This is a genomic window from Rhizobium sp. SYY.PMSO (genome assembly GCF_046840415.1).
Lineage (GTDB): Bacteria > Pseudomonadota > Alphaproteobacteria > Rhizobiales > Rhizobiaceae > Rhizobium.
In genome coordinates this window covers 3,535,136-3,547,527 of sequence record NZ_CP177349.1, presented here as the reverse complement: position 1 = coordinate 3,547,527, position 12,392 = coordinate 3,535,136, and the positions used below count along the sequence as shown (strand labels likewise).

The 12,392-nt window shown below is 62.0% G+C and carries 10 protein-coding genes; 2 read left to right on the top strand and 8 right to left on the bottom strand.

From position 1 onward, the window contains the following. Positions 1–10 precede the first annotated feature (10 nt). The gene (locus ACJJVH_RS17155) at positions 11–298 is read right to left on the bottom strand and encodes a hypothetical protein (protein WP_113356078.1); all 288 of its coding nucleotides are present in this window, start codon (positions 296–298) and stop codon (positions 11–13) included. A gap of 154 nt (positions 299–452) precedes the next feature. On the opposite strand from ACJJVH_RS17155, the gene ACJJVH_RS17150 reads away from it, so the two are divergent. Further along, positions 453–1,511 carry a LacI family DNA-binding transcriptional regulator gene (locus ACJJVH_RS17150; protein ID WP_112801445.1) on the top strand — a complete coding sequence of 353 codons (1,059 nt, stop codon included), beginning with the start codon at positions 453–455 and terminating at the stop codon, positions 1,509–1,511. 146 nt (positions 1,512–1,657) lie between these two features. Here the strand turns inward: ACJJVH_RS17150 and ACJJVH_RS17145 are convergent. Then, a protein-coding gene (locus tag ACJJVH_RS17145) for an IS630 family transposase (RefSeq protein WP_412064054.1) occupies positions 1,658–2,606 on the bottom strand; the annotation gives its coding sequence in 2 pieces (ribosomal slippage) (positions 1,658–2,269 and positions 2,271–2,606; 948 coding nt in all). Positions 2,607–2,696: 90 nt separating this feature from the next. After that, on the bottom strand, positions 2,697–4,859 hold the full coding sequence (locus ACJJVH_RS17140; protein ID WP_112801447.1) for a mechanosensitive ion channel family protein: 2,163 nt from the start codon (positions 4,857–4,859) through the stop codon (positions 2,697–2,699). Positions 4,860–5,028: 169 nt separating this feature from the next. Here ACJJVH_RS17140 and ACJJVH_RS17135 point away from each other — a divergent pair, with 169 nt between their 5' ends. Next, positions 5,029–5,997: a hypothetical protein gene (locus ACJJVH_RS17135; RefSeq protein WP_412064409.1), complete on the top strand. Its 969-nt coding sequence runs from the start codon at positions 5,029–5,031 to the stop codon at positions 5,995–5,997. Between the two features lie 32 nt (positions 5,998–6,029). Here ACJJVH_RS17135 and pncB read toward each other — a convergent pair whose 3' ends face one another. The 5 genes from pncB to ACJJVH_RS17110 all read right to left on the bottom strand — a co-directional run bounded on the left by pncB (position 6,030) and on the right by ACJJVH_RS17110 (position 12,363). After that, positions 6,030–7,334 carry a nicotinate phosphoribosyltransferase gene (gene pncB, locus ACJJVH_RS17130; protein WP_112801449.1) on the bottom strand — a complete coding sequence of 435 codons (1,305 nt, stop codon included), beginning with the start codon at positions 7,332–7,334 and terminating at the stop codon, positions 6,030–6,032. A 178-nt stretch (positions 7,335–7,512) separates the two neighbouring features. Further along, a complete protein-coding gene (locus ACJJVH_RS17125) occupies positions 7,513–8,472 on the bottom strand; it encodes a 2-hydroxyacid dehydrogenase (protein WP_113501984.1) in 960 nt (319 codons plus the stop codon). An 11-nt stretch (positions 8,473–8,483) separates the two neighbouring features. Next, the gene (locus tag ACJJVH_RS17120) at positions 8,484–10,121 is read right to left on the bottom strand and encodes an ABC transporter ATP-binding protein (RefSeq protein ID WP_412064408.1); all 1,638 of its coding nucleotides are present in this window, start codon (positions 10,119–10,121) and stop codon (positions 8,484–8,486) included. After that, on the bottom strand, positions 10,118–11,272 hold the full coding sequence (locus tag ACJJVH_RS17115) for an ABC transporter permease (protein WP_112801453.1): 1,155 nt from the start codon (positions 11,270–11,272) through the stop codon (positions 10,118–10,120). Before ACJJVH_RS17115 ends, ACJJVH_RS17120 begins: the two co-directional genes overlap by 4 nt. After that, a complete protein-coding gene (locus ACJJVH_RS17110; protein ID WP_112801455.1) occupies positions 11,272–12,363 on the bottom strand; it encodes a microcin C ABC transporter permease YejB in 1,092 nt (363 codons plus the stop codon). Before ACJJVH_RS17110 ends, ACJJVH_RS17115 begins: the two co-directional genes overlap by 1 nt. Positions 12,364–12,392 lie beyond the last annotated feature (29 nt).

Below are 12,392 nucleotides of genomic sequence, written 5' to 3'. Positions count from 1 at the left end.
CGGCGTTTTTCTAGCAATTCCGCGACAACGCCTTGGCAATCGCCAGGAACCTCGGATCTTCACAGGAAGCGCGACGCCGGCCTTCGGCCTCGCCTCCCGTATCCTCCGTCTCGCTCGGGATCGTGAAGGACCATGCGGACGGGTGTTTCCGATGCCGGAAAAGACTGGCCAGCCGACCGACGAAGCCCCGGCTGGGGGAGGCTTCCCGCTTGGATGACGGCGGATCGACGGCGTTCGGATTGGCCGGATCGCCAAAGCGATCATGATAAAGATCCCTGAAGAGGTAGCTGATTGTCATCGTTCGATCCTCCAGATTTGAATCGATTCAATTTATTCATACAATGATTTCTTGAATCGGTTCAATCCTACGCTCGGCAACTCTGCTGTCAAGCAGAATTGAACCGATACAATTTCGTTGCTACTATCTATCGGAAACGCAATGGAGAATTGAATTGGCCAAGGGCACGATCAGGCTTGCGGACGTCGCCAAGGCGGCGGGCGTATCGCAGGGAACCGCCTCCAATGTTTTCAGCCGGCCGGACGTGGTGCGCGAGGAAGTGCGCGAGCATGTGCTGGAGACGGCCAGGCGGCTTGGATATGCCGGGCCGAGCCTGAAGGGGCGGCTGCTGCGGGCGGGAAAGGTCAATGCCATCGGCGTCGCCGCGGTGGAGCCGCTTGCCTATTTCTTCGACGATCCCTGGGCGAGAGCGCTGCTGGCCGCCGTTTCCCAGGTCTGCGATGCCAGCGGCACCGGCCTTGCACTCGTTTCGGCCAAGGACCGGCACAAGCTCGATTGGAACATCAAGAGCGCATTGGTGGATGGCTTCATCCTGCTCTGCGTCGAAGGCGGCGAGAAGCTGGTTCAGCTGACGCGCGAGCGGCAACTGCCCTTCGTCGCACTGGCCTTGAACGACGAGGATTCGTCGATCCCTTCGATCAGCGTCGACAATCTCGGCGGCGCTGCCGTTGCGGCTCGGCATCTGGCCGAATTGGGCCACAGGCGATTCGGCGTGCTCGCGACGGAATTTTCGGACGATCACGTCGGACCGGCCGGCATCGCCGAGATCGAGCGGGCGATCTATTCCACCTCACGCAACCGCGCGCTCGGCTACTGGCAGGCGCTCGACGCCTTCGGCATAAGGCGCGAGACATTGCCGATCTACGAAACCATCAACGACAAGCCGAGCGTCGAAGCCGGGCTCGAATATCTGTTTTCGGCGCCCGAACCGCCAACGGCGATCCTCGCCATGTCCGACAATATTGCGTTGCTGACGATCAATTGGCTGCGTGCTCGCGGCCTTTCGGTTCCGCGGGATGTTTCCGTCATCGGCTTCGACGGCGTGCCGGAAGGCGGCATGGTGGAACCGGGCCTGACAACGATGGCGCAGCCTTTTGCCGAGATCGCGCAACGTGCCGTGCAGGCCGTTCTTCACGATTCCATGCCGACCGAGGGCGAGATGATCGGCGTCAGCCTCATCGTGCGCGGCAGCACCGCGGCGCCGAAGCAATAATCTCGCTCCGGACCGTGCCGAAATCCGCCAGCGGCACACGATACACTTGCTGGAGAGGTCCCGCGTTTCACGGTGCTTCCGGGGCTTTTACGTTTTTCCGGGCGGAAAACCGCTGCGCACTTTTCCTGGGATTGCTCTAGAGCGTTTCAGGTTTTAACGGAAGCGTATCCAGCATTAGCGAAGTAGTTGCCGCATTCGCTTGGCTCGATGGTTTTGACGAGATTGCCGATGTAACGCCAGGTGTCATCGACGGTTCGCTTCTGTGCCAGGCGCATCCAGTGTTTGATTTTGGCGAAGGCCTGTTCGATCGGATTGAGGTCGGGTGAATAGGGCGGCAGATACCAGAGCCGTGCACCAGCGTTGCGGATTATCTGACGGATGGCGACCGACTTGTGGGAACCGAGGTTATCCATGACGACGATGTCTCCGGGTTCGAGGATCGGTAAGAGTAGCTGCTCGACATAGGCTCGGAAGCACTGGCCGTTGATCGGCCCATCGAAGACACAAGGTGCCACGAGCCGATCGCAGCGCAGCGCGCCAAGGAAAGTCAGAGTGCGCCAATGACCATGCGGGGCGAAGCTACGTAGGCGTTTGCCCTTCGGCCCCCAGCCTCGAAGCGGCGCCATGTTGGTCTTGATCCAGGTTTCATCAATGAAGACCAATCGCCTTGGATCGAGACCGGTCTGCCAGGACCGCCACCGCTGTCGTCGCCGCGCAATGTCGGCGCGCGCCTGCTCACGGGCGAACAGTGTTTTTTTTGAACCGTAACCCCTCGCGCCGCAGGAACTGCCATACGGTATCGTGGGATACCTTCACCCCTCGTACGGCCAACTCTTCCTTCAACGCATGCAGTGACAGATGCGGCGTCTGGTTGACCCGTTCCACGATAAACGCCCGGTACGGCTCCAGAGCACGCTTACGATGACCACCCATCTTCCCCGGCCCAACAGATCCGCTCGAACGATAACGCTGAGACCACTTCACCGCTGAAGAGGCCGCAATAGCGAACCGCGCCGCCACCGACCGGCAGCTCTCGCCGGCCTCGATCGCATCAACAACACGCTTGCGAAGATCATTTGAAATAGGTCGAGCCATCCGATGCTGGCCTCCACTCCAGCCAGAATCTTGAATCACAAAATAGCCAAAAACGGAATCCCTTCCGATTCAGATAAAAGCGGAAACGCTCTAGCCGGCTTGCTGCCCGCCATCCAGGGCGGCCGTGCGCATCTCCATGAGCTGCCGGGCAGCGGCGGCGGCGGCATCCTTGTCGCTTGCCACCTGAACGGTCGGGAAGGCGAACTGGATGCCGTTTTCGTCGAACGCCTGCTTGATCAGGGCCAGTGCGTTGCGGCGGATGACGGAGAGTTCGTTGGGCTTGGCGGTGATCGCCAGCCTGATTTCGATCGCGAAATCGCCGAACTGCTCGACGCCCTTCATCTTCAGCGTCTGAATGATGTTCGGCGCCAGATCGGCATCTTCGAGCAGGCGCTGGCCGATGTCCCTGATGATCTTCTTCAGCTTCACGAGGTCGGTATCGTATGTGACCTTGACGATGATCTTGTCGATGGCCCAGTCGCGATTCATGTTGTTGACCGCGCCGAGCGAGCCGAAAGGGATGGTCGCCAGCGGGCCGCGCTGATGGCGCAGCTTCACCGAACGCAGGCTGAAGGATTCCACGACACCCTTGTAGTGGCCGCTTTCGATATATTCGCCGACACGGAAGGCATCGTCCCAAAGGTAGAAGATGCCGCTGATCACATCCTTGACGATGGTCTGCGCGCCGAAGCCGACGGCAACGCCGACAACGCCCGCGCCGGCGATCAACGGCCCGATCTGCACGCCGAGGCCCGACAGCACCATCATGATCGCTATGATGCCGATGACGACGGCCAGAATGTTGCGGAAGATCGGCAACAGCGTCTGCAGCCGGGCGCGGCTCGCCCGCATCTCCTCGGTATCGCCGACTGCCGGCAGGACTTGCATCAGCTTGCCGTCGATATAGGTTTTCGCCAGCTGCCAGACGAGATCGGCGACCAGCAGGATGACGATGCCGCCCAGAATGCCGCGCGCCACCCGGCCGACGACCGATTCGCTGCCGCTCATCATCGCATGGGCCTCGACACCCAGCATCCGGCCCAGCCAGAGAGCGGCGAATGTAATGATGAGCGCTCTTACGCCGCGATCGAGAAGAACGGTCGCCAGCTTTCCGGCGCCGAAAATGCCGTCGGCCGCATCGTGCAGCGCCTCGATCGCCTGGGTCGACACGGAGAGAACGCGCGGCAGCAATATTGCGTAGATGCCGAGCCAGAGAAGGCCGTCGAAACCGGCCACCCAAAGGCACCAGAGAGCCGCAAAGAAAATCGTCAGCAGCCAGGAGAGCGTCTTCGCTCCGCGTTTTTCCGGCGCAAGCGGCCTCGCCCATACGGCGGAGACGGCGATGAGGAAGAGGCCCACGCCGAGCGCGTAGCCGACGAGATCGCGTGCGCCCGCCGAAAACCCAAGCGAAATCACGGCCTGAATGACAGCCCAGCCGCAGGCGAAATAGACCGCGAAAAGGGTGCATCGGCGATACCAGTAGGCTGCCACGCGCCGCCGCTCGGCGATGCGGGCTGTTCCACCATCCTCATCCAGAATATCGTTGGCGCGGCGCATCGCGATCAGCTCCATCATCAGCTTGCCGATGGAAAACGCCAACCGGATGGAAACCAGGGCGATGACGCAGGCGATCGCAAAGCTTTCGATGGCGGGCGGCCAATCGAAAGCAAGAAGCGGAACGAGTGTCACCAGACCATGGATGACGGCCGGCACGACGCCGCCCAGGAACTGAAACCGCGCCGCCTGCAACTCCGTCTCGGTGCCGGCGGCCTTTTCGGCGCGCTGCGTGTGCCTGGCATTGATGAAACGCGCAACCGTCAGTTCGGCCACAAGCCCGAGGAAGAAGAGGATCACGATCTGGATGACGATGCGCAACAGGCCAACGGCCCTGCCCTCGCCCTCCAGTTTTTCCGACGCCGCCATGACCTCATGCGGGAGCGTCATCGCCGCGCCGGACACCACTTCGAGATGATGCCGCGTGTGTCCCAGCAGGCCGGACAGAACCGACATCTGATCGCCGTTGGCCGTGACCGGCTCGCCGGCGGCGGCCGGTTGATTGTTGAGCTGCGCGCCGAGCCATTGCCTGACGTCAGGCTCGTTCATCAGCTGGATCAGCTGGCGAACCTTGTCGGGCGGCGGAGCCGCGGGTTGCGGCGCCGCGGCCTGTGCGAACGTCGTGGCGGGCGCGACCAATGCGAACAAACAGAAAAGCAGCGTCCCGATCGACAGCCTGCGACCCTCGGCATCCCTCATATGCTGCACGCCCTTCCCGCCATCGGACCATCCTGCCCGCCCTTGCAGACTATACGCGTTTTTCACGCGGGCAAGCAGGCACTTAAGGCGCCTCCTCTACATCACGCCGGCATTGCCCGACAGCGGCAGCCGCGCTAGGTTCCGCAGCGATAAAGTTCAGTACCCGGGGATGCGCGTGTTCAACTTCCTGAAAAGGCTCTTCGGCAAGGACAAGAAGGCGGATACGTCTCGCGGGCAGACATCGCCGATGCCCGCGCCTGGCACCATCGCAGCCAAGACGCTCGATCTCAACATCCCCGACGAAGCCTTGCAGGACGAAGCGAGCTTCGCGGCCTATCTGCAGGAGCGCCTGCCATTCTTCGGCGACCTGATCCGCGCCGATTACGACCCGGCGGCCGGCAGCCTGACGCTGCACGGACGCAACGGCGATACGATGACGAAATTTCTCGGCAATGCTCTGCTGTCGCTGCGCGAAAAGCGAGGACCGGCGCGCGCGCAAGCCCTTCTCAACTATCTCAACATGACCGAAGCCATGGCTGACGACGGCGAACTCGCCAGGGTTCTGCCGGTGCTGAAGGCGCGCGATTTCGTCGATGTGGCCCGACAGCAGATGATGCAGGCCGTGAAAGACGAGCCGAGCCCGCCGCAATTCGTCTATCTCGACGAAGCCGAAAACCTGATCAGGCTCTTCGTCGTCAACGGCGAGACCACCGTCAACTACGTCATGTCGACGGCGCTGGAGGATTGGGGCATAGATGTCAGGGAACTGGCGGAGACGGCGCAGGCCAACCTGCAGAAATTTCTCGCCAAAACCGGCGTCAAGGTCGCCAAGCGCAGCCGGTTTCAATATGTCGAGGTGGACGGTCAGTTCGAATCCAGCGTCGCCTTCGTGCCGAACTTCTGGGCTCAGGTGCAGGACCAATCCGGCGGCGCGGCGCCGATCGCGGCTTTCCTGTCCCGCGACAAGGTATTCTTCACGCATGAGAACGACATCGAGGGCCTGCAGCTTCTGGAGCTGATCAGCGCCGATCTCAGCGACGTGCCCTATGTCATCTCGCCGGATCAATACCGTTGGGAAAACGGCCGCTGGACGCTGTTCAGGCGGGTCGCCCGGATGGAAGCAGCCGTCCGGCATTAAAGCCGAATCCGGTCATCTTCCCGGAACGGCGCCTAAACAAAAACTTCCTGATCGACGCGATCTTCCGCGCCGAAGAATTTGAGATAGCGCTCGACTTCCGCCGGCTCGCCCGTCGCCTTCTGCGGATTGTCCGAAAGCTTGACGGCCGGGCGGCCATTGGCCTCGATCACCTTGCAGACGATCGAGATCGGATTGAGGCCCTTGAGTTCGGTCGGCGCGCAACCGGCGAAGTCGTTGGTCAGATTGGTGCCCCAGCCGAAGCTCATGCGCACGCGGCCGTCGAAATGCCTGTAGGTGTCGATAATGGCATCGACGTCGAGGCCATCGGAAAAGATCAGCAGCTTCTGGCGCGGATCGCGGCCCATCTTCTTCCACCAGTCGATGATCTTCTCGCCGCCTTCGATGGGCGGGGCGCTGTCGGGACGGAAGCCGGTCCAGTCGGCCACCCATTCCGGTGCGTTGCGCAGGAATGAGGCGGTGCCGAAGGCATCGGGCAATACCACAAGCAGATTGCCGCCATAGAGACGGTTCCAGTCGCGCAGAACCTTATAGGGCGCCTTGCCGAGTTCTTCGTCATTCCGCGCCAAGGCAGCGGCGACCATCGGCAGCTCATGCGCGTTGGTGCCGACGGCTTCGAGATCTGAATCCATGGCGAGCAGCACGTTGCTCGTGCCAGTGAAGGCGTGCGGCACGCCTTCCTTCAGCGCCTCGACGCACCAGCGCTGCCAGAGGAAGCTGTGACGGCGGCGGGTGCCGAAATCGGAGATGCGCAGGCCCGGCAACTCCCGCAGGCGCTCCACCTTTTCCCACATCTTCGCCTTGGCGCGGGCATAGAGCACATCGAGCGTGAAGGGACCGAGCGCCTTCAGCGCCGTGCGCGAGCGCAGCTCGTTGATGATGGCGAGCGCGGGAATCTCCCACATCGTCGTCTCCTTCCACGAGCCGTGGAAGTCGAGAATATACTGGCCGTCGCGCTTCGAAAGCTCATATTCCGGAAGCTGGAAATTCGACAGCCAGGCGAGGAATTCCGGCTCGAAGATCTGGGCACGGCCGTAAAAGCTGTTACCCGCCAGCCAGATCATCTCCTTCTTGGAGAGCCGGAGCGTGCGGGCATGATCGAGCTGGTCACGCAACTCCTTCTCGTCGATCACTTCGGCAAGGCGAACGCTCTTGGTGCGATTGATGAGCGAGAAGGTGGCATCGACGTCAGGATAGAGCTTCCAGATCATCTGAAGCATCAGAAGCTTGTAGAAATCCGTGTCGATCAGGCTGCGGACAATCGGATCGAGCTTCCAGGTATGGTTATAGACGCGGGTGGCGATATCCGTCTTGGTCATGTCGTTCCTGCCCCGTCTCCTGCCCTGCCGACGTCATGCTTCTCGCCAGCGGGCGTGCCGGCATGCGTGTATGGTGCCCTGTTATCAAAAAATGTTGACCGAAAGTCCAGTCACTGAAAGAAAATTGATACCAGAGTCGATGGGTCACGTATCGCCGGCAACAGCCGACGATACACACTTAGTAACCCCGGCTGCGATCCACCAGATGCTGCAGCGGCTCGCCGCGCTCGAAGCGGGCGATCTGCTCTTCCACATGGCGCATGAGCGCCTTTTCCTCCGACACCGCGGAATCATGCGGCGTGATGATGACGTTTTCCAGACCCCAGAGCGAATCGTCGGCCGAAAGCGGCTCGACGGCGAAGACATCCAGCGAGGCACCGCCGAGAATACCGGTGCGGATCGCAGACGCGATATCGGCCTGCACCTGGCTCTTGCCGCGGCCGGCATTGACGAAGACCGGCTTGCCCAGCGCGCTCTGGCGGCGGAGCTTCGAAAAGAGCGAGGCGTTGTAGATGCCCGTCGTCTCCGGCGTCAGCGGCAGCAGGCCGACGAGAATATCGGTGCGGGAGAGAAACGCGTCCAGCTCGCCGGCATCGAAGGTTTCCATGCCGTCGATCTGCTTCCTGCTGCGCGACCAGCCGATGACGTTGAAGCCCATGACCTTCAGCTTGGCGGCGGCATCGCAGCCGAGAACGCCGAGGCCCATGACGCCGACGGTGACGTCGGCCGCCTCGGGACCATGCTGCGGCGCCCAGACGTGCTGGCGCTGATTGCGCATGTGCCCCTGCACGTCGCGCAGATGCATCAGGCACTGCATCACGACCCATTCGCTCATGCGCGTGGTGAGACTGCGATCGACGAAGCGGACGATCGGAATGTCCGGCAGGCCGGCAATCGACATCATCGAATCGACGCCCGCACCGCCCGAGAAAATAACCTTGAGGTTGCGCGCCCGCTCGAAAAGATCGGCATCCGGCTTCCACAGGAGCGCATAATCCATATGGGAGAGATCCGCGCCCTTGTTGGCGGGGTCCGCCAGATTGATGCTGCCGCGATCGGCAAAAGCCGTCTCCAGCACCTTGGCAACGGTTGCGGGATCGAACTTCAGATCGACGAGAACGGGGCTTTTGGCCGGCATGGCGGTGGCCTTCACTGCTGGACGGCGGCGGTCGGCACCGCCTCGATGTTGAATGCGGCGGCGAGAAGCGCCTTGGTGTAATCCTCTTTCGGCGTACGGAAAATATCGGCCGACGTGCCCTGTTCCACGACCTTGCCGAAGCGCATGACGATCAGCTCGTTGGCGAGCGCCTTCACCACCTTGAGGTCGTGGCTGATGAAGAGGTAGGCAAGATCGTGCTTCTTCTGCAGATCGCGCAGCAGATCGACCACCTGCGCCTGCACGCTCATGTCCAGCGCCGAGGTCGGCTCGTCCAGCATGACGAAACGTGGCTTCAGCACCATGGCGCGCGCAATGGCGATGCGCTGACGCTGGCCGCCGGAAAATTCATGCGGGAAACGCCAGCGCGTGGACGGGTCGAGGCCGACCTCGTCCAGTGCCCAGCAGACGCGTTGGTCGCGCTCCTCGGCCGAAAGCGAGCGCTCATGCACCTTGAGCCCCTCGGCGATGATTTCGCCGACCGACATGCGCGGGCTGAGCGATCCGTAGGGGTCCTGGAAGACCACCTGCAGCTGGTTGCGCAGCGGCCGCATCTCGCGGAACGAATAGCCGGCAATGTCCTTGCCGACGAAGGCGATGCGTCCCCGGGACGAAATGAGCCGGGCAAGCGCCAGGCCGAGCGTGGTCTTGCCGGAGCCGGATTCGCCGACGACGCCGAGCGTCTGGCCGGCCCTGAGCTTCAGATCGATGCCGTCGACCGCCTTTACGTGATCGACGACCTTGCGCATGAAGCCTGCCTTGATCGGGAACCAGACGCGAATGTCGCTGCCTTCCATGACCACGGGCTTGCCGGTGTCGCTCGCCGGCGGCTCGCCGCGCGGCTCGGCCGCCAGCAAATGGCGGGTATACTCATGCTGCGGTCGGGTGAAGACCTCTTCCACAGTGCCCGTCTCGACGATACGTCCCTTGGTCATCACGCAGACACGGTCGGCGAACTTGCGGACGATGCCGAGATCGTGGGTGATGAACAGCATCGACATGCCGTGCGCGCCCTTGAGCTCGCGCAAGAGCTCGAGGATCTGCGCCTGCACGGTGACGTCGAGCGCCGTCGTCGGCTCGTCGGCGATCAGCAGTTCGGGACGGTTGGCAAGCGCCATGGCGATCATCACGCGCTGGCGCTGCCCCCCGGACAGCTCGTGGGGATAGGCCTTGAGGCGCTTTTCCGGCTCGCGGATGCCGACCTGGTTCAGAAGCTCCAGCGTGCGGGTGCGCGCGGCGTGGCCGGTCATGCCCTGATGCAGCGCCAGAATTTCGCTGATCTGCTTCTCGATCGAATGGAGCGGATTGAGCGAGGTCATCGGCTCCTGAAAGATCATCGTAATGTCGTTGCCGCGCACGGCGCGCAGCTCGTTGTCGGATGCCTTCAGAAGATCCTTGCCCTTGAAGAGGATTTCGCCCGAGGGGTGGCTGGCTGCCGGATAGGGCAGAAGCTTCAGGATGGAATTGGCCGAGACCGACTTGCCGGAGCCGGATTCGCCGACCAGTGCCAGAACCTCGCCCTTTCTTATGTCGAAGGAAACGCCGTCGACGGCGGTCGAGGTTTTTCCGCCCTGGTGAAAGGCGACCGACAGGTTGCGGACGGAGAGCAGCGGAGTGGAGTTTTCGCTCATCGGAACGTCTTCCTCGGATCGAAGGCGTCGCGCACGGCCTCGCCGATGAAAATCAGCAGCGACAGCATGATCGACATGGTGAAGAAGGCCGAAAGCCCGAGCCAGGGAGCCTGCAGGTTGGATTTGCCCTGGGCGATCATTTCGCCCAGCGACGGCGAGCCGGGCGGCATGCCGAAGCCTAAGAAATCCAGCGAGGTCAGGGTGGTGATCGAGCCCGACAGGATGAAGGGCACGAAGGTCAGCGTCGCGACCATCGCATTCGGCAGGAGATGGCGATACATGATGGTGCGGTTGTCGACGCCAAGCGCCCTGGCGGCACGGACATATTCGAAGTTGCGCGCCCGCAGGAATTCGGCGCGCACGACACCGACGAGCCCCACCCAGGAAAACAGTAGCAGGATACCGAGTAGGATGAAGAAGCCGGGCGGCAGCACCGAGGCGATGATCAGCAGGATGTAAAGCACCGGCATCGACGACCAGATCTCGATGAAGCGCTGCATCAAGAGGTCCGTCCATCCGCCGAAATAGCCCTGCACCGCGCCGGCGCAGACGCCGACGACAGCCGAGCAGATGGTGAGAACGAGGCCGAACAGCACCGATATGCGGAAACCGTAGATCAGCCGGGCGAGCACGTCGCGGGCCTGATCGTCGGTGCCGAGCCAGTTGAAATTGCTCCAGTTGCAGTTCGGGTCGGCAACGCCACCGGCATAGCCCGAGCAGCGCTGTTCCCTGCTCATCGCCCAGAAGGGCGGGGTCGGCGCCGACATTCCCTGCGGCAGGTTGGAATTGGCGGTCTGGTAGGAATAGTGGATCGGCGGCCAGAGCATCCAGCCATTGGCGTTGATCTCGTCCTGGATGTCCTGGGCGCGATAGTCCGTCTGTGCCAGAAAACCGCCGAACTTTTCCTCGGGATAATCGACGAAGATCGGCGTCAGGATTTCGCCCTTGTAGGAGACGAGGATCGGCCGGTCGTTGGCGATGAATTCGGCGCCGAGGGTGAGGACGAACAGGACCAGGAAGATCCAGAGCGACCAGTAGCCCCGGCGGTTTGCCTTGAAATTTTCCCAGCGGCGAATGTTGGTCGGCGAAAAGAGCCCCTTGCGCGGCGGCTTTACCGTCGCCGGAGGTGCCGGATGGCTGGCTGCGTCCATCACACGTCCCTCCGTTCGAAGTCGATGCGCGGATCGATCCAGGTGTAGATCAGGTCGGAAACGAGGCTGACGACGAGACCGAGCAGCGAGAAGATGAAAAGCGTCGCAAACACCACCGGATAATCGCGCTGGACCACGGAGAGGTAGCTCAGGCGCCCCAAACCATCGAGCGAGAAGATGTTCTCGATCAGGAGCGAACCGGTGAAGAAGGCGGAAATGAAGGCGCCGGGAAAACCGGCGATGACGATGAGCATGGCGTTGCGGAAGACATGGCCGTAGAGCACGCGCCGTTCGCTCAGGCCCTTGGCGCGGGCGGTGATGACATATTGCTTCTTGATTTCCTCGATGAAGGAATTCTTGGTGAGCAGCGTCGTGGTGGCGAAGGCGGCGAGCGACAGCGAAATCAGCGGCAGCACCAGATGCCAGAGATAATCGAGGATCTTCTGCCACCAGTTGAGATCGGCGAAATTGTCCGAGACGAGGCCGCGCAGCGGGAACCAGTCGAAGAAGGAGCCGCCGGCGAACAGCACGATCAGCATGATGCCGAACAGGAAGCTCGGGACGGCGTAGCCGATGATGATGATGCCCGATGTCCAGACATCGAAGGTCGACCCGTCCTGCACCGCCTTGCGGATGCCGAGCGGAATGGAAATGGCGTAGGAGAAGATCAGGATCCAGATGCCGAGCGAGATCGACACCGGCAGCTTCTGGGCGATGAGGTCGATGACCGTGGTGTTGCGGAAGAAGCTCTCGCCGAAATCGAAGCGGATATAGTTCCACATCATCTGGCCGAAGCGCTCGAGCGGCGGCTTGTCGAAGCCGAACTGCTTGTCGAGCTTGGCGATCAGCTCGGGATCGAGCCCCTGCGCGCCGCGATATTTCGAGCTGCTGTCATCGATGGACTGCTGGGCCAGCATGTCGGTGCCGCCCGACAGGCGGCCGGCGGCATTGTCGCCCTGCCCGGTCAGCTGCGCGATGACCTGCTCGACCGGGCCGCCCGGCGCAAACTGGACGATGGTGAAGGAAATGGCCATGATGCCGACGATGGTCGGGATCATCAGCAGGAGGCGTCGCAGGATATAGGCGCCCATCAGCCAGCTGCTCCCCCGAAGAGGGATAT